A 25248-nucleotide genomic window follows, 5' to 3' on the forward strand; every position below is an offset into this window, starting at 1 on the left:
GAGGCGGGATGCTGCGAGTGTAGGAGCGTGGTGAGACTGGGGACAGGTTAATAGGTTTGCGTGATATGGGTTGAGAACGCCGGGAAGCCTGCCGGTTATTGGTGAAACCAACGCAAGGTCAGGTCGTGTAATGCCTGCTCGGAACAACATAGAGACGTTTCCCACAATCCCGATCGGAAATGGACTGCTGCGGATCGAATGTCAGTTGGCCTTGAATGTGCTTTTTGGTGTTCACAAGGAAACGTTTCAGATGAGTGATGCCCACCCCGCTGACTTGGCTGAGGCCAACGGCAACCAGGTTCCCTTCTTCGTAGTCTCACCCATGAAATTTGGCGTAATGACTTTCTTTACCTTGGGCTTCTACTGGGTTTACTGCTTCTATCAAAGTTGGAGTCTGCATAGAGAGAAAACGGGAGAGCGCGTAAGTCCGCTCTGGCGAAGCGCTTTTGCAGTGTTCTTCATCTATCCATTATTGAGAAGGGCAAATGACCATATTCGCGACTCAGGTAAAACCTATCCGTGGTCCATCCTGGGGCTCACGCTGGGCTATTACGGTTTTTGCGTTGTCTGGGTGGCTGCCGGCGTCGTGTTGGAAGGCCAGCTGTGGCCGGCCTATTTTGCGGGTTTAGCCATTCAGGTAGCTTGGCTGATCATTCTGGTGTTCATGCAGAAGGGCATCAATTTCAGTGCGGGTGACAAAGAAGGGAAGGCCAACAGCCGGTTCACGCTGGCAAATTGGCTTTGGATGCTGTTGGGTATTGGGCTTATGGCAGCACAGCTGTCTGCTTTGATTGCGCTTTCACCAATGGTTTGAGCAACTTTTGGCCGGAGCTCTGTCTGAGGGGAGCTCCGGATAGTCCCCGATCCACCCCGCGCTTTCACTTGCCTTGAAGACAATACGATGCTGGGGTAGAAGCCTGCTGCAAGGCTTTTTTGATATGCCTGTCTAGGCTGGTCCTTTTCGCGGGTAAACCGTACAGCGGCCTGTGTCCAACCCCCGATGTGTGTCCACCACCGATCAGTGGTAGGAGCGGGTTTACCCGCGAATACGGTGGCAGCTGCAACGGTGAACGTCTGGTGGAAATTGGCCAGCAGGCCCGGCCCTTTCGCGGGTAAACCCGCTCCTACACGACGGCCTGTGTCCAGCCACCGACCTGTGTCCGCCACCGATCCGGTGTAGGAGCGGGTTTACCCGCGAATACGGTGGCGGCGGCAACGGTGAATGGCGGGTGGTAATTGGCCAGCAGGGCCGGCCCTTTCGCGGGTGAACCCGCTCCTACACGACGGCCCGTGTCCAGCCACCGACCTGTGTCCGCCAGCGATCCGGTGTAGGAGCGGGTTTACCCGCGAATACGGTGGCGGCGGCAACGGTGAATGGCGGGTGGTAATTGGCCAGCAGGGCCGGCCCTTTCGCGGGTGAACCCGCTCCTACACGACGGCCCGTGTCCAGCCACCGACCTGTGTCCGCCAGCGATCCGGTGTAGGAGCGGGTTTACCCGCGAATACGGTGGTGGCGGCAACGGTGAACGACGGGTAGAAACTGGCCGGCAGGTCCGGCCTCTTCGCGGGTGAACCCGCTCCTACACGACGGCCTGTGCATGTGTATAGGGGCGGGTTTACCCGCGAAAGGACCGGCCCAGGCAGCCGAGAATTTCCAGGGGATAAACGGTAACAACAGAAGACACCCAAGTCACCGTTGGCATGACCACGTTCTGGTGAGCACCTGTTAGTCCAGCCCCTGCTTCAGGACATGCACGCATAAAAAAGGAGAGCCGAGGCTCTCCTTCTTCTTCAACAACCCTCAGCCATTAGCCAATGGTCATCAGGCTGGCGTTACCACCCGCCGCTGCAGTGTTCACGCTCACCGCGCGCTCGATGACCAGGCGCTCCAGCGCAATCTGGTGATCCCCGCTGGACAGCCCGTGCACCCCAACGATCGCCCCGGCACGCTTGGCCACCTGCTGGCATACGCCGCGCAGCTGGTCCGAGTCGCCATGGTGGATCACGGCGTCGAACGCCACTTCATCCTTGTTCCAGTCCGCGACCAGCTTCACCTTGGCCTGCAGCTCACGCGGCAGGCGGGCGCGCAGGGCCTTGCCCGGTTCACCGTCAACCCACACCGCCGAGCTGCCAACGGCCAGTACCGCGGCGAACTGCGCCAGCAGGTCGGTTTCGTTGTCGGCCAGGCACAGCACGTGCTCACGCGGCAGAATGGTGTAGCTGTTGCGCTCGCCGGTCGGGCCTGGCAGCAGGCGAGCGATGCCGCTCTGCGACTGGCTGGCGAACTGGCTGCACAGCGCGGCCAGATCAGCCAGCTGGTTGCTCTCGGCCCAGGCCTTCAGGCCGTGCAGTGGCTTGACCAGCTGTTCGTGCAGAGTGCGGTCCGGCTTGCCTTCGCCGTCCTGCTGCTGGAAGTGGCGGCCAATGGCATCGGCCGGGCGGGTCGACAGCAGGCGGTAGAGGTACAGCGGGCCGCCGGCTTTCGGGCCGGTGCCAGACAGGCCTTCACCACCGAACGGCTGCACGCCCACCACTGCACCCACAATGTTGCGGTTGACGTACATGTTGCCGGCGTTGGCGGTTTCCACCACTTTGGCGATGGTCTCGTCGATACGGGTGTGCACGCCGAGGGTCAGGCCGTAGCCGGAGTTGTTGATCTGCTCGATCAGCTGGTCCAGATTGCGGCGGTTGTAGCGCACCACGTGCAGTACGGGGCCGAAGATTTCGCGCTTCAGCTCGTCGAAGCTGTCCAGCTCGATCAGGGTTGGCATGACGAAGGTGCCGCGCTTGATCTCGGCAGCATCAGCAATGGCGACTTGGTAGACCGGGCGGCCTTTCTCGCGCATGCCCTGGATGTGCTTCTCGATGCCGGCCTTGGCTTCGGCATCGATCACCGGGCCGATGTCCACGGCCAGGCGGTCCGGGCAGCCCAGGCGGCTTTCAGCCATGGCGCCCTTGAGCATTTCGATCACGCGGTCGGCAGAGTCTTCCTGCAGGCACAGCACGCGCAGGGCCGAGCAACGCTGGCCGGCACTGTCGAAGGCCGAGGACACCACGTCGATCACGACCTGTTCGGTCAGTGCCGAGGAGTCGACGATCATCGCGTTCTGGCCGCCGGTTTCGGCGATCAGCGGGATCGGGCGGCCCTGGTTGTCCAGGCGGCCAGCGACGTTGCGCTGCAGCAGGCGGGCCACTTCAGTGGAGCCGGTGAACATCACGCCTTTGACGCGCTCGTCTCCGACCAGGCCGGCACCGACGGTTTCACCGCGGCCCGGCAGCAGCTGCAGCACGCCTTCTGGGATGCCCGCTTCCAGCAGCAGGCGCACGGCCTGGGCGGCGATCAGCGGGGTTTGCTCGGCAGGCTTGGCCAGTACCGGGTTGCCGGCAGCCAGGGCTGCGGCCACCTGGCCGGTGAAGATCGCCAGCGGGAAGTTCCACGGGCTGATGCACACCACAGGGCCCAGCGGGCGGTGGGCGTCGTTGCTGAAGTCGTTACGTGCCTGCACCGCGTAGTAGCGCAGGAAGTCCACGGCTTCACGCACTTCGGCGATGGCGTTGGCGAAGGTCTTGCCGGCCTCGCGGATGAGCAGGCCCATCAGCGGCTGGATCTCGGCCTCCATCAGGTCGGCGGTGCGCTCCAGAATGGCAGCACGTTCGGCTGGCGGGGTGGCCTGCCAGATCGGCGCGGCGTTCAGTGCGCACTGGATGGCGTTGTCCACGTCGGCAACGGTGGCCTCCTGCACATGGCCGACGACGTCGCGGTGGTCTGCCGGGTTCAGCACCGGTGCGGCAGCGCTCTCGCTGGCGGCGCAGGCCAGCAGCGGGGCAGCCTTCCAGTCATTGTGAGCGGTGGCCAGCATGGCGCAGGACAGTGATGCCAGGCGGTGTTCGTTGGCCATGTCGATGCCGGCCGAGTTGGCCCGTTCAGTGCCATACAGATCGCGCGGCAGGGGAATGCGTGGGTGCGGCAGGCCGATACTGCCTTCCTGGGTACCCATGCGCTCGATGCTGGCCACCGGGTCGGCGACCAGTTCCTGGATGGAAATCGAGTGGTCGGCGATGCGGTTGACGAACGAGGTGTTGGCGCCGTTTTCCAGCAGACGGCGCACCAGGTAGGCCAGCAGCGTTTCATGGGTGCCGACCGGTGCATACACGCGGCACGGGCGGTTCAGCTTGCCATCGGCAATCTTGCCGACCACTTGCTCGTACAGCGGCTCGCCCATGCCGTGCAGGCACTGGAACTCGTACTGGCCCGGGTAATAGTTCTGCCCGGCAATGTGGTAGATGGCCGACAGGGTGTGGGCGTTGTGGGTGGCGAACTGCGGGTAGATGGCTTCTGGCACGGCCAGCAGCTTGCGGGCGCAGGCGACGTAGGACACGTCGGTGTACACCTTGCGGGTATAGACCGGGTAGCCTTCCAGGCCTTCGACCTGGGCACGCTTGATCTCGCTGTCCCAGTAGGCGCCTTTTACCAGGCGGATCATCAGGCGGTGGCGGCTGCGCTTGGCCAGATCGATGACGTAGTCGATCACGTACGGGCAGCGCTTCTGGTAGGCCTGGATAACGAAGCCGATGCCGTTCCAGCCAGCCAGGGATGGCTCGAAGCACAGGCGTTCGAGCAGGTCCAGCGAAAGCTCCAGGCGGTCGGCTTCTTCGGCGTCGATGTTAAGGCCGATGTCGTACTGCTTGGCCAGCAGTGTCAGCGACAGCAGGCGCGGGTACAGCTCTTCCATCACGCGCTCGTACTGGGCCCGGCTGTAGCGCGGGTGCAGTGCCGACAGCTTGATCGAGATGCCTGGGCCTTCATAGATGCCACGGCCATGCGAGGCCTTGCCGATCGAGTGGATGGCCTGCTCGTAGGACGCCAGGTACTTCTGCGCGTCGTGTTCGGTCAGTGCGGCTTCGCCGAGCATGTCGTAGGAGTAACGGAAGCCTTTGGCCTCGAAACGGCTGGCGTTTGCCAGGGCTTCGGCAATGGTCTCGCCGGTGACGAACTGCTCACCCATCAGGCGCATGGCCATGTCGACGCCCTTGCGGATCATCGGTTCGCCGCTCTTGCCGATGATGCGGGTGAGCGAGGAGGTGAGGCCGGTTTCGTTATGGGTGCTGACCAGCTTGCCGGTCAGCAGCAGCCCCCAGGTGGCGGCGTTGACGAACAGTGACGGGCTGTTGCCCAGGTGCGGCTGCCAGTTGCCGGTACTGATCTTGTCGCGGATCAGCGCATCACGGGTGCCTTTGTCGGGGATACGCAGCAGGGCTTCGGCCAGGCACATCAGCGCCACGCCTTCCTGAGACGACAGCGAGAATTCCTGCAGAAGGCCCTGGACGATACCGGCACGGCCGCCGGCGCTTTTCTGGTTGCGCAGTTTTTCGGCAATGCCCGCGGCCAGCTTGTTGGTGGCTTCGGCCAGTGGCGCGCTCAGGCGCGCCTGCTCCAGCAGCATCGGCACCACTTCCTGCTCCGGTCGGCGGTAGGCAGCGGTGATCGCCGAGCGCAGTACCGACTGCGGCAAGATGCTTTCGGCAAATTCGAGGAAGCACTGGTGGCTGTGGTCAGCCTGGACTTCACCGGCATCGTCGGCCAGGTTGCTGACATGACCGTTGAGTTCGGTCAGGGTGGCGCCACCCTCGAGCTTCTCCAGGTAGTTGAAGATCGCTTGCTTGATCAACCAGTGCGGCGTGCGGTCAATGGACTGCGCAGCTGCTTTGAGTCGCTCACGGGTCGGGTCGTCGAGTTTGACCCCAAGGGTGGTAGTCGCCATTTCTTATCCTCGTTATTGCCACGGTTGTGGCCTAAGCTGGCGTCAAGAGTATCTGTAGGACAATTCGGGTGCAACCAGGTGCAACCCGATTTTTTCGTGTGAAAGGTGCAACTCGTCCGACAGCTATTCCCATACCCTGAAAAGGGGCGCTTTCGGTGCGATTTATTCTGAAAAAGCGGTTTTTTGCTCCCGAAAGGAGCAAGAAGTGGGCTTTGTCGGAAAATGCACGGGCAGGTGCAACTTGCAAAAGAAAAATGGTTGCACCTTCTTTGCGTTGTTGCATAGCATTCGCCGCCTGGGTGCAACCACCAACGCTGTGGTTGCGCATGATAAAAACAAACGCCAGGGCACACGCATGGGCAATCCACTAACGATCACCTTCGTGATCTACATCGCAGCAATGGTGCTGATCGGCTTCGCCGCCTATCGCGCTACCAACAACCTTTCCGATTACATTCTGGGTGGTCGCAGCCTGGGTAGCGTGGTTACCGCGCTGTCTGCCGGTGCCTCCGACATGAGTGGCTGGCTGCTGATGGGCCTGCCCGGTGCCATCTACTTCGCGGGCCTGTCCGAGGCCTGGATCGCCATCGGCCTGACAGTGGGTGCCTACCTGAACTGGCTGTTCGTGGCAGGCCGGCTGCGCGTGCAGACCGAACACAACGGTGACGCGCTGACCCTGCCGGACTACTTCTCCAGCCGTTTCGAAGACAATAGCGGGCTGCTGCGTATCATTTCCGCCATCGTCATCCTGGTGTTCTTCACCATCTACTGTGCCTCCGGCATCGTGGCCGGTGCCCGTCTGTTCGAGAGCACCTTCGGCATGTCGTACGAAACCGCTTTGTGGGCTGGTGCGGCGGCGACCATCGCCTACACCTTCGTTGGTGGCTTCCTGGCGGTGAGCTGGACCGATACCGTACAGGCTTCGCTGATGATCTTCGCGCTGATCCTGACCCCGGTAATCGTGCTGATCTCCACCGGTGGCTTCGACCAGACCTTCGCCGCTATCGAGGCGGTGAACCCGGCGAACTTCGACATGCTCAAGGGTGCCACCTTCATCGGCATCATCTCGCTGATGGGCTGGGGTCTGGGTTACTTCGGCCAGCCGCATATCCTGGCGCGCTTCATGGCCGCTGATTCGGTGAAGTCGATCGCCAAGGCGCGCCGCATTTCCATGACCTGGATGATCCTGTGCCTGGCGGGTACCTGTGCCGTTGGCTTCTTCGGCATTGCCTACTTCTCGGCCCATCCTGAGCTGGCAGGCCCGGTTAGCGAGAACCACGAACGTGTGTTCATCGAGCTGGCCAAGATCCTGTTCAACCCATGGATTGCGGGTGTCCTGCTGTCGGCCATCCTGGCCGCAGTCATGAGTACCCTGAGCTGCCAGCTGCTGGTGTGCTCCAGTGCCCTGACCGAAGACTTCTACAAAGCCTTCCTGCGCAAGAATGCTTCGCAGGTCGAACTGGTGTGGGTCGGCCGTCTGATGGTGCTGGCCGTGGCCCTGATCGCCATCGCCATGGCCGCCAACCCGGAAAACCGCGTGCTGGGCCTGGTGGCCTATGCCTGGGCTGGCTTCGGTGCCGCCTTCGGCCCGGTGGTGCTGATTTCGGTGCTGTGGAAAGGCATGACCCGTAACGGTGCGCTGGCCGGTATCGTGGTGGGTGCGCTGACGGTGATCCTGTGGAAGAACTTCGACACCCTCGGGTTGTACGAAATCATCCCGGGCTTCCTGTTCGCCAGCATCGCCATTGTTCTGGTGAGCAAGCTGGGCAGCCCTTCGCAGACGATGGTCAAGCGCTTCGAAGCTGCTGATGCGGCGTATCACGCCGACAAGTAACACCCGTTGAATTGGCGGCGCCTGCTTTGCGGGTGCCGCCAATCAGCAGCCAGGCCTGACTCCGCCTGCAAGGCAAGGTAAACTTGCCGCCTTCGCAGGAGTTGCCATGAACTATCGTCACGCCTTCCACGCCGGCAACCACGCCGACGTCCTCAAACACATCGTGCTGACCCGCCTCATCGCCCTGATGTCGCGCAAGGAGCAGCCGTTCGCCTATATCGATACCCACGCAGGGCTCGGCCTGTACGACCTGCAAGGCGACCAGGCAAGCCGTACCGGCGAGTACCTGGAAGGCGTAGCCCGCCTGTGGAATCGCGATGACCTGCCGGCCATGGCCGACGACTACCTGCGCATCATCAAGCGCCTGAATGCCGATGGCGAGCTGCGCTACTACCCGGGGTCGCCCGAACTGGCCCGTCGCCTGATGCGCCAGCAGGACCGCGCCCTGCTCAACGAGAAGCACCCCGAAGACGGGCCGCTCCTCAAGGAAAACATGAAAAAAGACCCGCGCGTGACCGTGCACCTGGGTGAAGGCTGGCATGTGCCGCGGGCCTTGCTGCCGGTGCAGGAAAAGCGCGCGATCATGCTGATCGACCCGCCGTTCGAGCAGGCCGATGAGCTCAAGCGCTGCACCACGGCCATGAAAGAAGCGATCGGCCGCATGCGCCAGACCGTTGCGGCCATCTGGTATCCGATCAAGGACCAGCGCTCGCTGACCCGCTACTACCAGGACCTGACAAGCACCGGCGCGCCAAAGCTGCTGCGGGTCGAGCTGTATGTGCATCACCAGGACAGCCCGCAGGGCCTGAATGGTTCGGGCCTGGCCATCGCCAACCCACCATGGGGGCTGGAGGATGAACTCAAGGAGCTGCTGCCATGGCTGGCCAAAGAGCTGGCACAGACCGCCGGTAGTTACCGCATGGACTGGCTGATCGCCGAGTAAGCCTGTAGGCGCGGGTTTGCCCGCGAACACCGGCGACGCCGGTGCCATCCACCGCGTTGCCTGCTTCGCGGGTGAACCCGCTCCTACAAGGGGGCGGTGTGCCTCCAATGTTTGCGTTATAATCCCGCCCTTTAGCCGCCATCCGCCCAAGAGGCCGCTGGCGCATTTTTACCGAATGAAGAGGCTAATCCCTTGGCATTGACGATTCTTGGCCTGTCCGGCGCCCTTAGCCATGACCCTTCCGCGGCCCTGTACATTGACGGCAAGCTGATTGCCGCCGCCGAAGAAGAGCGCTTCGTGCGTGACAAGCATGCGAAGAACCGCATGCCCTACGAGTCGGCGAAGTTCTGCCTGGAACAGGCAGGCATCAAGCCGTCCGACGTCGACGTGGTAGCCATCCCGTTCGCCCCGATCAGCCTGTTCGGCAAGGCGCGGTGGCACTATGCCAAGCGCTATTGGTACGCCCCGGATCGTGCACTCGATGCCATCCTGATGGGCAACCGTCGCTACAAGCGCTATCGCAAGAAGATCGTCTGGTGCCTGGAGCAACTGGGCTTCGACCCGAAAAAGGTCAAGATCGAGCCGGTCGAGCACCACCTGGCCCACGCTTCCAGCGCTTATCATTGCTCGGGTTTCAAGGAAAAAACCGCAATCCTCGGCATTGACGGCAAGGGCGAGTACGCCACCACCTTCTTTGGTTACGGCGAAAACGGCAAGATCCACAAGATCAAGGAATTCTTCGACCCGGACTCGCTGGGTGGCCTTTACGGTGCCATTACCGAGTTCCTGGGCTTCGAAATGCTCGATGGCGAGTTCAAGGTCATGGGCATGGCGCCGTATGGCGACGCCAGCAAGTATGATTTCTCGCGTCTGGCCAGCTTCGAAAACGGCGAGTTGGTCATCAACACCGAGTACGCCAACGTTATCGGCCTGCGCCGCTATAAAGAGAAGGGCAAGGGCTTCTACTTCTCGCCAAAGCTGATCGAATGGCTGGGCCCCAAGCGCGAAGGCGACATCGCCGACGAGCCGTACATCCATTACGCCGCCAGCATGCAGGCGCTGTTCGAGAAACTGGCGCTGCAGATGATCGACCATTACCTGGGCGACACCCTGCGCGAAACCGGCAAGCTGGCCTTCGCCGGCGGCTGTGCGCTGAACGTCAAGCTCAACCAGAAGATCATCGCCCGTCCGGACGTGAAAGAGCTGTTCGTCCAGCCGGCCTCCGGCGACGCCGGGACTGCCGTTGGCGCCGCTGCCTATGTTTCCCACGCCCGTGGCGTTCCGGTCGAGAAGATGGAGCACGTCTACCTCGGCCCGTCGTACTCCAACGAAGACGTGATCGCCGCCTGCGCCCGTCACCCGAACCAGCCGAAGTGGCGCAAACTCGAGAACATGCCGCAGCAGATCGCCCAGATCATGGTCGATGGCAACCCGGTAGCCTGGTTCCAGGGCCGCATGGAGTTCGGGCCGCGTGCCCTGGGTGGCCGATCGATCATCGGCTGCCCAAGCGTGGAAGGCGTGGCTGACCGCATCAACCACCAGATCAAGTTCCGTGAACGCTGGAGACCTTTCTGCCCGTCGATGCTCGACACTGTCGCCCCGCAGATGATCAAGGTCGACCATCCCGCGCCGTTCATGACCTTCACCTTCGAAGTCGCTGAAGAGTGGAAGACCCGCGTGCCGGAAGTGGTGCATGAGGACGGCACTTCGCGTGCCCAGGTGCTCAAGCGCGAGTACAACCCGCGCTACTACGACATGATGAAGGCACTGGAAGACCTGACTGGCAACGGCGTGTCGCTGAACACCTCGCTGAACCGTCGTGGTGAACCGATGATCTGCTCGCCGACCGATGCCCTGAATATGTTCTTCGGCTCGGACCTGCAGTACCTGATCATGGAAGACATCCTGGTTGTGAAGGACGGCGCGGCCCCGTATGACCAGCCGCTCTGAACCGCGCATCCTGCAGTTCTGCCATGGCTATGACGGGCCGTTCCTGGACTGCGCCCGTCAGTACGCCAGCCTGTTTCAGGGGCGTGGGTACCAGGTGACCACGGTATTCCTCACCGGCGCCGCCGATGCGCAGGTGGCGGCTGGCTGTGCGTCGGACGAGGTGCTCTTCCTTGAGTTCAGTTCCAAGGCCGTGCGTGGCCTGAAACTCGGCGCCATCCGCGCATTGCGGCGCATTGCGGCCGAGCGCAATTTCGCTTTCTGCATCGCCCACCGCTTCAAGCCGATCTACGTTGCCCTGCTGGGGACCGGCCTGCCGGTGATTGGTGTGCACCATGCCTTTGGCGACTACCAGCGCAAAGGCCGCCGCCTGTTCGCGAACCTGTTCAGCAAGCGTCTGAGCCTGCTGGGCGTTTCGGATGCGGTACGTGACGATATGCGCCGTTGCTTGCCGCAGTGGCCGGCCGAACGCATCCAGACCCTGTACAACCGCATCGACATTGACGCCCTGCAAGCAGCCCTGGTGCCGCGCGCTGACGCACGCCAGGCCTTGGGCCTGGATCCTCAGGCATGGATCGTCGGCAATGTCGGGCGCCTGCACCCGGACAAGGACCAGGCCACCCTGTTGCGCGGTTTTGCCCAGGCATTGCCGGGGCTGCCGGCTGGCGCCCGCCTGGCAATCCTCGGCAAGGGGCGTCTGGAGGCCAAGCTCAAGGCGTTGGCCGCCGAGCTTGGTATTGCCGGGCAAGTCGACTTTCTTGGCCAGGTACCGGATGCGCGCCGTTATTTCCAGGCTTTCGACGTGTTCGCGCTGAGTTCCGATCACGAGCCGTTCGGCATGGTCCTGCTCGAAGCGATGGTTGCCGGTGTGCCGGTGTTGGCCACGGCCTGTGGCGGTGCTCGCGAAGTGGTCGAGGGCGTTGGCGTGCTGTTCCCGCTGGGCGACGCCGCGCAGCTGGCCCAGGGCCTGCAGCACATGGCCATACTGGACGCTGGGCAGCGCCAGGCCTGTGCCAGGCACATGCTGCAGCGCCTGGGTGAGCGTTTCTCTGACCAGGCGGTGCGCGAGGCCTTCTGGCAACTCCCACAGGTGCGCGCGTTGGTGGGGCAGGCCTGATGCTCAATCGTATCCAGGCCTTCCGCGAACGCGGTTGGCAAGCTATCGATGCCAATGCTTATGCCCAGGTATGGGCGCGCTTTGGCGGCAGTGTCGCCACCCATCCGCTGGTGGTCGAGCAACTGGCGGACCTGGCACAGATCCCGGTGCGTTACCTGGGCTGGTACCAGGCTGGCGAGCTGCAAGCCGCCATCCCGGCCTGGGGGCGTCACCTGGCGCTGTCCAAGGACGTGCTGAAGCGTGCTGGCAAGAAGGCCCTGTTCGACCTCGGTAATGCCGAGATCATTCTGCCGGCGGCGTCTGATGCCGCTGCGCCGTTGCGCCATACAATGCGTTACCTGTCCGAACTGAACCAGGGCCGCTTCAGCGGCCTCAAGGCGCAGAAGGAGCAGTTGGCCATGGCCCGGGCGCCTGAAGACCTGTCGAAGAAGTTCCGCTACAACCAGCGCCGTGAACTGCGCCTGCTGGAAGAGGCGGGTGGCGTGGTACGCCCGATCAGCGACTTCAGTGCCCAGGAAATCGCCAGCATGTACTGCGACCTGTTCCTGCGCCGCTGGGGGTTCCCGGCTACCGGTGCCGAGCGTATGGCCGATGTGCTGGAGCGCCTGCGTGAGCTGCTGATCGGCTCGGTGTTGCTGCTGGACGGTAAGCCGATTGCCATCCAGCTGGTGTACCGCGTCGAAGCGCCGGAGTGGATCAGCGTCGAGTACATCAATGGCGGCGTCGACCCTGAAACCAAGGCCTTCAGCCCAGGTAGCGTGCTGAGCTTCCTCAATACCCAGGCCGCCTGGGAAGACGCCCGGTCGCGCAACAAGCCGCTGCGGTTCTCTTTCGGTCGTGCTGACCGTGAGTACAAGGACCGCTGGTGCAACCCTGTGCCGGTGTATCAAGCGTGAGCCGCAAGCAGCAGTTGCTCAAGCGCCACCGGCACAACAAACGCCTGGGGCTGCTGGCGGGCCTGGTTGCGCTGGTCGCCCTCGGTGTTTTCAGCTGGTGGTGGCTGCCACTGCTGTTGTTGCCGCTGCTCTGGGCTGCCCATGAGGCCTGGTTTGCCGACCACCTGTTCTATGCACCGGGTGAGGACTATGCCTACGACTTCGGCGATCAGGTGCAGCAGGTTCCTGCCAGCCTGCACGATGGCTGGCTCAAGGCTGATTGCACGTTGCAGGGCGACGAAACCCTGGTGCTTGAACTGCGGCTAAAAAGCAGGTGGTTGGGGCGCTTTCTCGACCCTCGGGTCGAGCTGCTGGATGGCGAACAGGCCGATCGGCAAGCGTTCGAGCGTGGCGTCGATGGCGTGCGCTTCCTTAACCTGACGGGTCTTGCTGCGCCACTGCAGGCCGGTACGTTGCGACTGCGCGGCCGGCATTGCCGGCTGCAGGGTCAGTTGCGCCTGTGGATAACCCCCTCGGTCGAGCTGCAGCGGCGCCGGGTGATGGTGATCGCGCCACATGCCGACGACGCCGAGTTGGCCGCGTATGGTTTGTACAGCCAGGCCGACGAAAGCTGGGTGGTGACCCTGACCGCCGGTGAGATAGAGGCCGAGCACTACCAGCAGATGGGCCTGGCAAAGGCCGAGGCCGCGCGCCTGAAGGGGCGCCTGCGTGCCTGGGACAGCATCGTCGTGCCGCGTTGGGCCGGCGTGCCGGAGTCGCGTTGCATACAGCTGGGCTACTTTTGCCTGCAGCTGCCTGCCATGCAGGCAGCACCCGACCAGCCGGCCGCCTCACGTGAAGCCGACCTGGCCGATATCCGCGTGTTCCGCCAGTTCAACCCGTTCCCGTTACCGGGCGACCGTGATGGCGCACCCACCTGGCACAACCTGCTGGCCGACCTGCGAGCCTTGCTGGAGCTGGCCAAACCAGAGGTGCTGGTGATGCCGCACCCGCAGCTAGACCCCCATCCGGACCATATCTGCGCTCAGGCGGCGGTATTGGAAGCCTTGCAAGGCATGGCCTGGCAGCCGCAAACCTTGCTGTGCTACGCCAACCACCTGCACGATAACGACCGCTGGCCGATGGGCGACAGTGGCGATGGCGTGGCTTTACCGCCGCAATTGAGCGCTGCCCAGGCCTGGGCACCCTGCAGTCTGGTGCTGGACTGCGCGACCCAGCGCGACAAGGCGATGGCCCTGGGCATGATGCATGACCTGCAGCCGCCGGCACCGTTCAAGCGCCGCCTGCGCCGCCTGCTGCAACGCTGGCTTGCCGGGCGACAGCCATCGCCTTATGGGGAGAACGAATTCTTCCGCAAGGCCGTGCGCCGACACGAACTGTTCTGGCGGCGTGAGCTGTAAGCACGCCCCATGGTTGACCGCGAAGGCGCAGAGCGCCCAAGGAAAGCAATGAAAGTCCTATTTCTGGTGCAGAAGGAACAGCGGGCGATTCTTGACCGCCTGTACGATGGCGTCGCGGCCAACTGCGAGTGCGACCTGCGCTGGTTGACCAGCCAGGATCAGCGCAACCTGCGCCGTTACTTCAAGCGTGAGGTGCAAGTCGAGCGCTATGACCGCATCGTGTTCTTCCTGCGTTTCAAGCAGGAGATCCGTCAGGTGGCCTTCATCCGCACTGTGCCGAACCTGGTGATTCTCGAGCACGACGCCTACCAGAACTACATCCCGTGCAAGTACACCGGCAAGTTCAGCGCTCATTACCGCCAGTTGCCATGGGCGCGGGTGATCAGCTCCGGCTACATGGTCAGCGAGCGCTTGCGCCAGGAAGGTTTCGACGCGGTGTTCGTGCCCAAGGGCTATGACGAGCAGTTGCTGGCTGACCAAGGGCGTGAGCGTGATATCGAACTGGCCTTTGTCGGCAGCGTCAACAGCGTGGCCTACAGCGGCCGCAAGGCACTGCTGGACGAGTTGGGGCAGGTCGAGAACCTGTTGGTAACCCGTACCAAGTCGGGCGAGGACTACTGCAACACGCTCAACCGTATTCGTTTCTTCGTCAGTGCCGATGTCGGCATGGGCGAATACATGATCAAGAACTTCGAAGCCATGGCCTGTGGCTGTGTGCTGCTGGCATACGACCAGGGCGAGGAAGAGAACCGTGCACTGGGCCTGCAAGACATGCACAACGTGGTGTTCTATGACAACATCCCGACCCTTCAGGAAAAGCTCCGTCGTTTGCGCGCGAACCCCGAGCTAGCCCGGCAGATTGCAGAAAATGGCCGCCATCTGGCGGTTTCCCGTTTTAGTTTCGGCGCAGTTGGACGTAGCATCGTCGACCACATGCGCCCGGCGCTCAGGCCCCACCCGCCATTGTCTGCATGGCAGCGGCTGCGTCTGAAGCTGGGCATCTAAACAAGAGCTTTCACGCCCAGGAGCGGGTTGTTGAAGGCCGATAGTCGTAATGCGGAGGGAATCCGGTGCGCTTTTCAAATGAGAGTGACGTCACGCTCGTCGTGACCAGTTGTGGGCGGTTCGATCTGCTCAAAGACACCCTTGAGAGTTTCGATCGCTACAACACCGCGCCCATTCGCGAGGTATTCATCACCGAAGACTCTGGCGATGATGCTGTGCATGCCGCTGTGCCGGCGCACTGGAAGCCGCACTGCAAGGTGTTCGTCAACCGGCCCAAACTTGGCCAGTTGCCGTCTATCGACTTGGCCTACAGCCAGGTCAAGACGCCGTACATTTTTCACTGCGAAGACGACTGGCAATTCTATCGCCAAGGCTTTGTCGAAGACTCGCAGGCCATCCTGGATGTCAGTCCCAACATCTTGCAGGTCTGGTTGCGCAGCCATGCCCACGACCTGGCCATCCACAGCCCGTACATCCACTTGGGCGATCGCCAGGTGATCGCTGGGGTGCCGTGCTATCCGCTGCTGTCCGACAAGGCCGAGTGGCAGGCGTTCTCGCTCAACCCTGGGCTGCGCCGATTGAGCGATTACCAGCGCTGTGCGCCATTTGCCGCCTATGCTGGAGAAAAGGCGCTTTCCCGCCGCTACGCTGAGTTAAATCTGACAGCGGTCACCTTGGAGGGTGACGCAGTATTGCACACTGGATTCGGCAATCACGTGACCTTGCCCATTGAAGTGGAGCGTAAGGCCAAGCGTCGTCAGCGTGATCGGTTGAAGCTGGCATTGACGCTGGTTGCGGGGGCCTTGATCGGCATGGGAATCACCATTTTTGTTCAATGAAGTCGCTGTCCCACCTGACTTGAGCGGGAGAGGGCCCATGAACATCGTCAATATGATGTGGGCGGGTGGAACGCCGTACATGTCCATCCACAAGGTGCACCGGCAGGTCTTGTCGAACGCGGGTGCCGATGCCCGGATCAGTAACTGGCTGCTGCTGGGGAGCGGGCTCTGCTGTGGGCTCGGTTCGACCCGGGAATGGCATATGCCCTCACGTGCGCTCAAAGGGCGGCACTTGTGGCGCTTGCTGCGCCCGTGGCTGCGCATGCGCTTGCGCAAGGCATTGGCCGAGGCCGGGGCAGAAGTGGTGCTGCTCGATGGTATTGGCGTCGCCCGGTTGGTGCTGCCGTTGTTGCAACGCATCGGGCACGTACGTGCCAAGGTCCTGTTCCATGGCAAGACGCGTCTGCATGCCAGCGATATCCGCTTGTTGCAGAGTTTTCCGTCCGAGCGTCTGAGTATCGCGGCGGTATCACAGACGTTGGCCGAGTCGTTGGAGCGTGACCTGGGCAGGCCGGTGCAGACGCTGCGCATGGCGCTCGACCCGCTTGCATTCGTCGAGCCTTTGCTGAGCCGGGACCAGGCCAGGCAGGCGCTGAAGTTGCCTCAGGACGCCGAGGTGATGCTGGGTGCGGTAGGGCGATTGGTAGAGAGCAAAGGCTTCGAAATGCTGATCGAGGCATTCGCCAGGGCCAGTGCACGGCAACCGGGCTTGCAGCTGGCGATCATTGGCGAGGGGCCGCAGCATGCCGTGCTGCAGCAGCGTATCGACGCGTTGGGCCTGGCCGAGCGCGTTCATCTGCGCGGTCATCGCGAAGACCTGCAGCAGCTGTATCGGGCATTCGACTGGCTATTGGTACCTTCGCGTTCCGAAGGCCTGGGGCTGGTGGTGCAAGAGGCGGTGATGGCCGATGTACCGGTGGTGTGCAGCGACCTGGAAGTGTTTCGCGAGCAGTTGCGCGACACGGGTGGCTACCTGCCGGTTGCCGACGAAAGCGCCTGGGCTGAGGCGATCGAGCGCTGTACGGCGCTCAGTGCATCGACGATCGCCGCTAAGCAGCGCCAGGCACTGGCACCGGAGCAGGCCTGGCAGGCGTTCTGCAGCGGCTCGCAGAGCCTGTTGCGCAGCTGACCTTCAGCGTGTCAGCAAGGCTGCCTCGAAGGCGGCAAGGGGGAACCGGTCGCCCAGGTTCTCCCGCTCGATATAGCGCACCATGTGCTGCACATTGCGTCGAATCATGCGGGCCGACAGTGGCGGGCGCAAAAAGCGCATGTCGGCCACGTCGATCAAACCCAGACGCTGGTCGGGGGTGACCACCACGTTGCCCAGGTGCAGCGAGCGGAAATAAATGCCGCTGCGGTGCAGCTGACGGATCAGTTCGATCAGGCGTGGCAGGTAAGTGTCCCAGCTGAAGCCGTCATCGCGCGACATCTGCAGCAGCGTTCGCCCGGGTAGCGGGCGATACAGCACCGCAGTGCGGCCCGGCAGGTCGAGCTTGTGCTGGCTGATCACTTCGAGGGTAGGGATGCCCAGTTGCGCCAGGCGCGCGGCGTTATCGACGAAGCGCTGCGAGTAAGGACGTAGCAGTGCAGATGAAATCAGACGCTTCCTACGAAAAACCTTGAGGAAATTTCCATCTGTGAGCAGGTAGACTTTGGCGCCATGGCTGTCTGCCTCAAGCACCTGTGCGCCGAGTGTCAGCTGATCGAAGTCGACCTGGGTGAGCCGGGAGCATTGCATGAATAGAGCCTTGTCGTCTGGCGAGCAAAATGACCGGCAATAATGCCGAAAATAATGCTGTAGCACCATGGATGGTGTTTCTGATTCATCGGGGGAAAGGATGTTGTATCAAAAAAACTGGGCACAAGCGTGGTTAGGTTTGGGCCTGGTCTGGTTCATGGCGGCGATTGCCCTGGCACCCAGCAACAAGGTTTATCAGCAAGGTCTGGTGTTGTTCTTGTGGCTGCCAACGCTGGTATTGGCCTGGTCGGCTCGAGGTGTGCTGGTGCAAGCCTGGAGGCGGCAACCGGCGCTGTGGGGGAGTGTGCTGCTGCTGTTGGCCTGGAGCGGCCTGAGCCTGGCATGGTCGCCCGCCGAGGAGCCCATGCGCGAGCTCAAGCGCTTGCTCTACATTCTGGTGTTCCTGCTGGCGTTTCCGCTGTTGGCCCAGCTTGGCCAAGCCCGCATTCGTCAGTTATTGCTGCTTGGCAGCGCGCTGCTGGCCATCGCTGCGTTGGTCTCCATCATCAAGTTCTATGGGGTGCAGCGTGCGCCTTTGTTGTTCAGGCTGGCGGGTATCGGCGAGATATCCCACCCCATCCTGGGGGCTTATGTCATTGGTTCGGCCTTGCTCTTGATGCTCTACGAGCCACCTCGGCGACGTGGCTTGCAGTTGTTGTGGCTGGCGGTACTGGCTTGCCTGGGGGCCTTCGCCATGCTCAGCCAGAGCCGTGGTGCGGTTCTGGCACTGGTGATTACCGTGGTGATGGCGCCGTTGTGGTTCCGTGACCGCCACAGCCGGGTGTTCTCTGTTCTGGCACTGCTTGCCACCGGCCTGGCCTTTTTGGCCGTGTACGACGTTATCGCCCAACGGGGCTCGTCCTACCGGCCGGAAATTTTCCATGCCGTTCTCCAGATGATTGCCGCGCACCCTTGGACTGGTCTTGGCCTGGGGGCTGATTACGAGGTGAGCGCCGTCGGCATGCACTTCGATCACACCCACAACATGTTCACCCATGTTGCCGTTGAAATGGGCTTGCCCGGCATGTTGCTGTGGGTAATGGTGTGGCTGTTCACGCTGGGCGAAATCGTTCGCGCCCGTGGCACCCTGTTCGGCAAGGTCCTGCTGGGCTTCTGGGTCTACTCGACCCTGGCCATGCAGTTCGATGCCGCCAGCCTCACCGGTACGCCACGTGCCGAATGGTTCATCAGCTGGCTGCCGGTGGGCCTTGCCATGTTGCTGCCATGGGGGCGTGCCGAAAATGACGCCTGTGGTAAAATTGCCGGTTCAACCTGAACAGCGAGCTCGATAATGGCCGAAACACCGCGACCAGCGGAGCACACCTCCAGCCTGAAGATCTACTTCCGGCTGTTGAGCTATGTGAAACCCTATGTCGGCATTTTCCTGCTGAGCATTGTCGGTTTCGTGATCTTTGCCTCGACCCAGCCAATGCTGGCCGGCATCCTCAAGTACTTCGTCGATGGGCTGAGCAACCCCGAAGCGGTATTGTTCCCCAACGTCCCCTACCTGCGTGACCTGCAACTGCTGCAGGCGGTGCCGCTGCTGATCATCCTGATCGCTGCGTGGCAGGGCCTGGGCTCGTTCCTCGGCAACTACTTCCTGGCCAAGGTCTCTCTGAGCCTGGTGCATGACCTGCGGGTGGCATTGTTCAACAAGCTGCTGGTGTTGCCCAACCGCTACTTCGACAACCACAACTCCGGGCACCTGATTTCGCGCATTACCTTCAATGTGACCATGGTCACCGGCGCCGCTACCGACGCCATCAAGGTGGTGATCCGCGAAGGCCTGACCGTGGTGTTCCTGTTTGCCTACCTGCTTTGGATGAACTGGCACCTGACCCTGGTGATGGTCGCCATCTTGCCGGTGATCGCGGTTATGGTCAGCATCGCCAGCAAGAAATTCCGCAAGCAGAGCAAAAAGATCCAGGTAGCCATGGGCGACGTCACCCACGTTGCCTCGGAAACCATCCAGGGTTACCGCGTGGTCCGTAGCTTCGGTGGCGAGGCCTACGAACAGCAGCGATTCGGCCAGGCCAGCCAGAGCAACACCGACAAGCAACTGCGCATGACCAAGACCGGCTCGCTGTACACGCCGATGCTTCAGCTGGTGATCTACAGCGCCATGGCTGCGCTGATGTTCCTGGTGTTGTTCCTGCGCGGGGACTCTACTGCTGGTGACCTGGTGGCGTATATCACCGCTGCCGGCCTGCTGCCCAAGCCGATTCGCCAGTTGTCGGAAGTCAGCTCGACCATCCAGAAGGGCCTGGCAGGTGCCGAGAGCATCTTCGAGCAACTGGACGAAGCGCCTGAAGTGGACACTGGTACGGTCGAGAAGGAACGCGTGGAAGGGCGCCTGGAAGTGCGTAACCTGAGCTTTACCTACCCGGGTACCGAGCGTGAAGTGCTGAGCGATATCAGTTTTGTCGCCGAGCCCGGGCAGATGATCGCCCTGGTCGGCCGCTCCGGCAGTGGCAAGTCCACCCTGGCGGCGCTGATCCCGCGCTTCTATCACCACGACAAGGGGCAGATCCTGCTCGATGGCGTGGAGATCGAGCACTATCGCCTACGTAACCTGCGTCGCCATGTTTCGCAAGTCACCCAGCATGTCACCCTGTTCAACGACACCGTGGCCAACAACATCGCTTATGGCGATCTGGCCGGCGCGCCGCGCGCAGACATCGAAGCCGCCGCGGCCGATGCCTATGCCAAGGAGTTCGTCGACCGGCTGCCAAAGGGCTTCGATACCGAAGTGGGTGAGAACGGTGTACTGCTTTCCGGTGGCCAGCGCCAGCGCCTGGCAATTGCCCGTGCGCTGCTTAAAAACGCGCCGTTGCTGATCCTCGACGAAGCGACTTCGGCGTTGGATACCGAGTCCGAGCGGCATATCCAGGCCGCCCTGGACCACGTGATGCAAGGCCGTACCACGCTGGTGATTGCCCATCGCCTGTCGACCATCGAGAAGGCTGACCAGATCCTGGTCATGGACCAGGGCCGCCTGGTCGAGCGCGGTACTCACACCGAACTGCTTGCGGCTAATGGCCATTATGCCCGTCTGCATGCCATGGGGCTGGATGAGCCGGCCAAGGCCGATATCACCTGAACCCTCCTTGATCGGGGCCGTCATGGCCCCGATTGTCACGGGAATTTTCCAGGGATGATCTGGCCACAAAGCCATTGACTACCCTGTGCTAATATCCTGCCCCTGTTCATTATTTCCATATGGGTTGCCCATGAAGTTGTCCATGCCGCGTTTCGATCAAGCCCCGGTACTGGTGGTCGGCGATGTCATGCTCGACCGCTACTGGCATGGCGGTACTTCGCGTATTTCGCCTGAAGCGCCAGTCCCGGTGGTCAAGGTCGATCAGATCGAGGATCGCCCCGGCGGCGCGGCCAACGTTGCCTTGAACATTGCTGCGCTGGGCGCGCCGGCTTCGCTGATCGGCGTCACCGGCCAGGATGAGGCTGCCGACAGCCTGGCCAACAGCCTGCAGGCTGCCGGTGTCCGTTCGGTGTTCCAGCGCATCGCGCACCAGCCGACTATCGTCAAGCTGCGGGTCATGAGCCGTCACCAGCAGCTGCTGCGTATCGATTTCGAAGAGCCGTTCGCCACCGACCCACTGTCGTTGGGAGCGGAGGTCGACAGCCTGCTCGAAGGCGTCAAGGTGCTGGTCCTGTCCGACTACGGCAAAGGCGCACTGAAAAATCACCAAAACCTGATCCAGGCGGCGCGGGCCAAGGGCATTCCGGTGCTGGCCGACCCCAAGGGCAAGGACTTTTCCATCTACCGTGGCGCCAGCCTGATTACCCCGAACCTCAGCGAGTTCGAGACCATCGTCGGCCGTTGCGTCGATGAGGCCGAACTGGTCGCCAAGGGCTTGCAGTTGCTGCAGGACCTGGACCTGGGCGCCCTGCTGGTCACCCGCGGTGAGCATGGTATGACCCTGCTGCGCGTTGGTCAGCCGGCGTTGCACCTGCCAGCGCGGGCACGCGAAGTGTTCGATGTGACCGGTGCCGGCGATACTGTCATTTCCACCCTTGCCGCGGCCATTGCTGCGGGTGAGGACCTGCCCCATGCGGTGGCCCTGGCCAACCTGGCGGCGGGCATTGTGGTCGGCAAGCTGGGTACGGCTGCCATCAGCGCCCCTGAGCTGCGCCGGGCCATCCAGCGTGAGGAAGGCTCCGAACGCGGCGTGCTGGGCCTTGAGCAACTGCTGCTGGCCATTGATGACGCGCGGGCACACAACGAGAAGATCGTCTTTACCAATGGCTGCTTCGACATCCTGCATGCCGGGCATGTCACTTACCTGGAGCAGGCGCGGGCCCAGGGTGATCGCCTGATCGTTGCGGTAAACGACGATGCCTCGGTAAGCCGCCTGAAGGGGCCGGGCCGGCCGATCAACAGCGTTGACCGGCGTATGGCCGTGCTGGCCGGTTTGGGCGCGGTGGACTGGGTGATCAGTTTCCCGGAAGGCACCCCGGAAAACCTGCTGAGCCAGGTCAAGCCGGATGTGTTGGTCAAGGGTGGAGACTATGGCATCGACCAGGTGGTTGGCGCTGATATCGTCAAGGGCTATGGCGGCACCGTGAAGGTGCTGGGGCTGGTCGAGAACAGCTCGACCACGGCGATTGTCGAGAAAATTCGCAAGAACTGATCTGACCTTGGGGCCGTTGTGGCGGCCCTCGGCTGGGGCGGGTTTACCCGCCCCAGCAAGCAGGCGAAAGCTCCCGGGATGTCACTTGTTCAGCGAGGTCCGCGCCCGCTCCAGCAGCGCTCGCGCCTTGTCGCCAAACCTTTGCAAGTGCGACGCCCTTGCGGGCTTGCTTTCCACCAACCCCTGCTGCTTCACCCAATCCTTCCAGCGTACCCGTTCATCTGCCACCACCCAGCCTTCCTGCCGGGCAAAACTTTCTGCCAGGTACAGCCCACGCGTACTCGCCGGCACCAGCTCATCCTTTTTCAGCGTGTACAGCTCTGCCAGTGGCTGGCCGTCCTTCAATGGCATCAGGTACAGGTCGGGGCGTTTGCGGTTGAGCCGCGCCACCAGCTGGTCGCCCTCCAGCCGCTCGTCAACGTGGAACAAGCTGAGTTTCTTGGCGTCCCGGGGCACTTGCAGGCGCATGTCATAGATCAGCTGTAGCGAAGCGGTGGGCAAGTGCACATAGGCCCGTGGGCGCTCCAGGAGCATCAGCTTGCCGCAATGCACCGGGCGTGCGGCACCGGACTCCGGAGCCAGCACGAAGTGGGGTGTTTCGCGGTAGTGCAGGGCGGCGGCGTAGGGGATGGGCAGCCAGGTGTCGTTGAAGCGCCCGCCCAGCCAACCTTCCGGGGTTTCCAGCAGGCACTCCTCGGCCACTTCCTGTACGGCCGTGTGCAGCGGCAGGTTCAGCTCCTGCGCCGGTACATAACCGGAAATCAGTTTCAGTACCACATCGCCACGGTCTTGTCGGCGCTGACGCACCAGTACCCAGTAATCGCGGTTCTGCCAATGCAGCGTGAGGCGCACTGACACGCCCAGGTTGGCCAGTTCGACCACGAAGTGTTGTGTATCGGGTAACTGGATGGCCTTGCGCCGTTGCTGGGTCTGGGCAAAGTTCAGCGGCATGCCGATGCTTTGGTAGATCAAGCCTTCGGGCGTGGCCTCGACATGCAGTGGCAGTGTCTTGAAGTTGCTCGGGTTCTTGCGGATCAGCGTTCGCGCCACGAGGCTCCTCCTTGCGTCGGGTCAGTCTCCAGTCCCTGAATCGGGAGCCTGAGGTAACTCAATGCTGGCCCAGGATACGGGCGACGGTGGCCACGTTGTGGGCCAGGTGCAACGGGTTGATGGTGCCGACAATAGCACTGCTGACGCCCGGGTGGGCGAACAGCAGCTCGAAGCTGGCCTGCACCGGGTCGACGCCCGGGGCCAGGCAGATATGCCCGCTCGCCAAGGCCTTCTTTACCAGGATGGCCTTGCCGTGTTCGGCAGCGTAGTCCAGCACCGGGCGTTCTGCCTGTTCGTTGAGGTTGTAGGTGACCATGGCGCAGTCGCCTTGCTCCAGTGCCTTCAGGCCGCCGGCGACGGTCTTGCCGGACAGTCCGAAACCGAGGATCTTGCCCTCCTGCTTGAGTTCGGCCAGGGTCTGGTAGACCTCCTGCTGTTCGAGGATGGCCAGGTCATTGCCGTCGGAATGCACCAGCACCAGTTCGATGCGGTCGGTTTCGAGCCGGCGCAGGCTGCGCTCCACCGAGCGGCGGGTGTGGGCAGCGCTGAAGTCGAAATGCGACAGGCCTTCCTCGAACTCTTCACCGACCTTGCTGACGATTACCCATTCATCACGTTGGCCGCGCAGCAGCGGGCCCAGGCGTTCTTCGCTACGGCCGTAGGCCGGGGCGGTGTCGATCAGGTTGATGCCAAGCTCGCGGGCCTGGGCCAGTAACAGGCGGGCTTCCTCATCGCCGGGGATCGTGAAGCCACTGGGGTACTTCACGCCCTGATCGCGGCCCAGCTTGACCGTGCCGAGGCCCAGTGGGGAGACCGTGAGGCCGGTGCTGCCCAGCGGGCGATGGAATGCGTGCAGGGTTGGCAGGCTCATGGCAGCAACTGCTCCCAGGCCGGTACGCTCAGTGGAGGGCGTGGGAGGTCGGCCAGGTCGGCCTGTGCTTGTGGACGAATGCCGTCGCGCTCCAGGTGGCTGATCACCCGGTCGCTGAAGTCCGGTGCCAGTGCCAGTTTGGTCGGCCAGCCCACCAGCAGGCGCTGCTGGTCGGCAAGGAAGGCGTTGTCCGGGCGTGCCAGGCCGGATTGCGCAGGCTCTGCGCGGTCGACGCGCAGTGTGGCCCAGCGCACCAGGCTCTGATCGACCCAGGGCAGCAGGTTGGCGATTTCCTTCTGCGCTGCGGCAATCTGCGCTGCAGGCTCGCGCGCCACGCCATCGGCTTCGGCCAGGTCCCCACCGAGGTACCAGACCCACTGGCCATCGGCTGCCGGATGGGTGGTTACCGTTACCCGCGGCTTGGGCCCGCCGCCGAGGCAGTGGGCGTACAAAGGTTTGAGGTTCGGGCCCTTGGCTATGACCATGTGCAGCGGACGGGTTTGCATGGCCGGCTGATCCAGGCCCAGCGCCTGCAGCAAGCCTTCGGTGCCGGCTCCGGCACTCAATACGATGCGTTGGGCACGGATTTCCCGGTCGTCCACGCGCAGGCCGACCAACGCATTACCTTCACGCAAGGGTTCGATGCGTTCACCTGCCAGCAAGGATTCGCCGGCCAGCTCGGCCAGGTTGGCCAGCAGGCTCGGGACATCGACCACCAGTTCCGCCAGGCGGTACACCTTGCCCTTGAATGCGCGGTCCTGCAGTGCCGGTGGCAACTGGTCACCTTTGACCTGGTCGACCCGACCGCGCACGGCCTTACTGGCGAAGAAGCTTGTGAGGTTGCCGGCCAAGGTGCCCGGCGACCACAGGTAGTGGGCATCGGAGAGCAGGCGGGTACGCCCGAGGTCGAGTTCGCCGTTGCCGGCCAAGGCCTCGCGCCAGCGGCGCGGCATGTCGGCGATGGCTTCCGAGGCGCCGGTCAGGGCGCCGTGCAGGGCGTATTTGGTGCCGCCGTGGATGATGCCCTGCGACTTGATGGTCTGCTCGCCGCCAAGGCTGGCGCGCTCCACCAGCACTGTCGAGTAGCCCAGGCGGCGCAGTCGGGCATTGAGCCAGAGGCCTGCGACCCCGGCGCCGACGATCAGCACGTCAGTGGAAATGGCAGATGGCATGGCGGTACCTCGAAGACTGGGA

The 25248-nt window shown here is 62.7% G+C and carries 18 protein-coding genes; 13 read left to right on the forward strand and 5 right to left on the reverse strand.

The window, feature by feature from the left end:
• The first annotated feature begins 130 nt into the window (after positions 1 to 130).
• The gene (locus C4Q27_RS14190) at positions 131 to 814 is read left to right on the forward strand and encodes a hypothetical protein (RefSeq protein ID WP_104886976.1); all 684 of its coding nucleotides are present in this window, start codon (positions 131 to 133) and stop codon (positions 812 to 814) included.
• 994 nt (positions 815 to 1808) lie between these two features.
• On the opposite strand, the gene putA is transcribed toward C4Q27_RS14190, so the two are convergent.
• Positions 1809 to 5762, reverse strand: a complete 3954-nt coding sequence (gene putA / locus C4Q27_RS14200; protein ID WP_012053883.1) for a trifunctional transcriptional regulator/proline dehydrogenase/L-glutamate gamma-semialdehyde dehydrogenase — start codon at positions 5760 to 5762, stop codon at positions 1809 to 1811.
• A gap of 355 nt (positions 5763 to 6117) precedes the next feature.
• Here putA and putP point away from each other — a divergent pair, with 355 nt between their 5' ends.
• The 9 genes from putP (at position 6118) to C4Q27_RS14245 (ending at position 16872) form a co-directional block, all read left to right on the forward strand.
• Positions 6118 to 7596 (forward strand): sodium/proline symporter PutP, encoded by a 1479-nt coding sequence (gene putP, locus C4Q27_RS14205; protein WP_041167205.1) that lies wholly within the window; start codon positions 6118 to 6120, stop codon positions 7594 to 7596.
• Positions 7597 to 7702: 106 nt separating this feature from the next.
• Positions 7703 to 8539, forward strand: a complete 837-nt coding sequence (locus C4Q27_RS14210; RefSeq protein WP_010955521.1) for a 23S rRNA (adenine(2030)-N(6))-methyltransferase RlmJ — start codon at positions 7703 to 7705, stop codon at positions 8537 to 8539.
• A 192-nt stretch (positions 8540 to 8731) separates the two neighbouring features.
• A complete protein-coding gene (locus tag C4Q27_RS14215; RefSeq protein WP_003249431.1) occupies positions 8732 to 10489 on the forward strand; it encodes a carbamoyltransferase in 1758 nt (585 codons plus the stop codon).
• A complete protein-coding gene (locus C4Q27_RS14220) occupies positions 10473 to 11603 on the forward strand; it encodes a glycosyltransferase (RefSeq protein WP_104886977.1) in 1131 nt (376 codons plus the stop codon). Before C4Q27_RS14215 ends, C4Q27_RS14220 begins: the two co-directional genes overlap by 17 nt.
• Entirely contained in the window at positions 11603 to 12499 is an 897-nt protein-coding gene (locus C4Q27_RS14225; protein WP_064492588.1) for an antimicrobial resistance protein Mig-14, read from the forward strand. The genes C4Q27_RS14220 and C4Q27_RS14225 overlap by 1 nt, the downstream gene beginning before the upstream one ends.
• Positions 12496 to 13899, forward strand: a complete 1404-nt coding sequence (locus C4Q27_RS14230) for a PIG-L deacetylase family protein (protein WP_064492587.1) — start codon at positions 12496 to 12498, stop codon at positions 13897 to 13899. Before C4Q27_RS14225 ends, C4Q27_RS14230 begins: the two co-directional genes overlap by 4 nt.
• 48 nt (positions 13900 to 13947) lie before the next feature.
• Entirely contained in the window at positions 13948 to 14904 is a 957-nt protein-coding gene (locus tag C4Q27_RS14235; RefSeq protein WP_003249439.1) for a glycosyltransferase, read from the forward strand.
• Positions 14905 to 14969: 65 nt separating this feature from the next.
• Positions 14970 to 15743, forward strand: coding sequence for a glycosyltransferase family 2 protein (locus C4Q27_RS14240; RefSeq protein WP_010955517.1), 774 nt, complete (start codon positions 14970 to 14972; stop codon positions 15741 to 15743).
• Between the two features lie 37 nt (positions 15744 to 15780).
• On the forward strand, positions 15781 to 16872 hold the full coding sequence (locus C4Q27_RS14245) for a glycosyltransferase (protein ID WP_104886978.1): 1092 nt from the start codon (positions 15781 to 15783) through the stop codon (positions 16870 to 16872).
• 3 nt (positions 16873 to 16875) lie between these two features.
• Here the strand turns inward: C4Q27_RS14245 and C4Q27_RS14250 are convergent, their stop codons facing one another.
• Positions 16876 to 17481 carry a hypothetical protein gene (locus tag C4Q27_RS14250; protein ID WP_020191475.1) on the reverse strand — a complete coding sequence of 202 codons (606 nt, stop codon included), beginning with the start codon at positions 17479 to 17481 and terminating at the stop codon, positions 16876 to 16878.
• Between the two features lie 100 nt (positions 17482 to 17581).
• Here C4Q27_RS14250 and C4Q27_RS14255 point away from each other — a divergent pair, with 100 nt between their 5' ends.
• The 3 genes from C4Q27_RS14255 to hldE all read left to right on the forward strand — a co-directional run bounded on the left by C4Q27_RS14255 (position 17582) and on the right by hldE (position 22133).
• Positions 17582 to 18757 (forward strand): O-antigen ligase, encoded by a 1176-nt coding sequence (locus C4Q27_RS14255; protein ID WP_104886979.1) that lies wholly within the window; start codon positions 17582 to 17584, stop codon positions 18755 to 18757.
• A 15-nt stretch (positions 18758 to 18772) separates the two neighbouring features.
• Positions 18773 to 20581, forward strand: coding sequence for a lipid A export permease/ATP-binding protein MsbA (msbA, locus tag C4Q27_RS14260; protein ID WP_010955513.1), 1809 nt, complete (start codon positions 18773 to 18775; stop codon positions 20579 to 20581).
• Between the two features lie 130 nt (positions 20582 to 20711).
• Complete coding sequence (gene hldE / locus C4Q27_RS14265; protein ID WP_003249449.1) at positions 20712 to 22133, forward strand: bifunctional D-glycero-beta-D-manno-heptose-7-phosphate kinase/D-glycero-beta-D-manno-heptose 1-phosphate adenylyltransferase HldE; 1422 nt, start codon at positions 20712 to 20714, stop codon at positions 22131 to 22133.
• 81 nt (positions 22134 to 22214) lie between these two features.
• On the opposite strand, the gene C4Q27_RS14270 is transcribed toward hldE, so the two are convergent.
• From C4Q27_RS14270 to C4Q27_RS14280, 3 genes are read right to left on the reverse strand one after another with little or no spacing between them, the layout of a single operon-like run.
• Positions 22215 to 23183: a hypothetical protein gene (locus tag C4Q27_RS14270; RefSeq protein WP_003249451.1), complete on the reverse strand. Its 969-nt coding sequence runs from the start codon at positions 23181 to 23183 to the stop codon at positions 22215 to 22217.
• Positions 23184 to 23241: 58 nt separating this feature from the next.
• A complete protein-coding gene (locus C4Q27_RS14275) occupies positions 23242 to 24054 on the reverse strand; it encodes an aldo/keto reductase (protein WP_064492584.1) in 813 nt (270 codons plus the stop codon).
• Positions 24051 to 25226 carry an FAD-binding oxidoreductase gene (locus tag C4Q27_RS14280; protein ID WP_064492583.1) on the reverse strand — a complete coding sequence of 392 codons (1176 nt, stop codon included), beginning with the start codon at positions 25224 to 25226 and terminating at the stop codon, positions 24051 to 24053. The genes C4Q27_RS14275 and C4Q27_RS14280 overlap by 4 nt, the downstream gene beginning before the upstream one ends.
• Positions 25227 to 25248 lie beyond the last annotated feature (22 nt).

It is taken from the genome of Pseudomonas sp. SWI36 (assembly GCF_002948105.1).
In the GTDB taxonomy this organism is placed as follows: Bacteria; Pseudomonadota; Gammaproteobacteria; order Pseudomonadales; family Pseudomonadaceae; genus Aquipseudomonas; species Aquipseudomonas alloputida.

Bases quoted from the DNA above. Each gene is read 5' to 3' on its own strand.
- C4Q27_RS14190 (WP_104886976.1), top strand. From the start codon at position 131: ATGCCTGCTCGGAACAACATAGAGACGTTTCCCACAATCCCGATCGGA.
- putA (WP_012053883.1), bottom strand. From the start codon at position 5,762: ATGGCGACTACCACCCTTGGGGTCAAACTCGACGACCCGACCCGTGAG.
- putP (WP_041167205.1), top strand. From the start codon at position 6,118: ATGGGCAATCCACTAACGATCACCTTCGTGATCTACATCGCAGCAATG.
- C4Q27_RS14210 (WP_010955521.1), top strand. From the start codon at position 7,703: ATGAACTATCGTCACGCCTTCCACGCCGGCAACCACGCCGACGTCCTC.
- C4Q27_RS14220 (WP_104886977.1), top strand. From the start codon at position 10,473: ATGACCAGCCGCTCTGAACCGCGCATCCTGCAGTTCTGCCATGGCTAT.
- C4Q27_RS14225 (WP_064492588.1), top strand. From the start codon at position 11,603: ATGCTCAATCGTATCCAGGCCTTCCGCGAACGCGGTTGGCAAGCTATC.
- C4Q27_RS14235 (WP_003249439.1), top strand. From the start codon at position 13,948: ATGAAAGTCCTATTTCTGGTGCAGAAGGAACAGCGGGCGATTCTTGAC.
- C4Q27_RS14245 (WP_104886978.1), top strand. From the start codon at position 15,781: ATGAACATCGTCAATATGATGTGGGCGGGTGGAACGCCGTACATGTCC.
- C4Q27_RS14250 (WP_020191475.1), bottom strand. From the start codon at position 17,481: ATGCAATGCTCCCGGCTCACCCAGGTCGACTTCGATCAGCTGACACTC.
- C4Q27_RS14255 (WP_104886979.1), top strand. From the start codon at position 17,582: ATGTTGTATCAAAAAAACTGGGCACAAGCGTGGTTAGGTTTGGGCCTG.
- msbA (WP_010955513.1), top strand. From the start codon at position 18,773: ATGGCCGAAACACCGCGACCAGCGGAGCACACCTCCAGCCTGAAGATC.
- hldE (WP_003249449.1), top strand. From the start codon at position 20,712: ATGAAGTTGTCCATGCCGCGTTTCGATCAAGCCCCGGTACTGGTGGTC.
- C4Q27_RS14275 (WP_064492584.1), bottom strand. From the start codon at position 24,054: ATGAGCCTGCCAACCCTGCACGCATTCCATCGCCCGCTGGGCAGCACC.
- C4Q27_RS14280 (WP_064492583.1), bottom strand. From the start codon at position 25,226: ATGCCATCTGCCATTTCCACTGACGTGCTGATCGTCGGCGCCGGGGTC.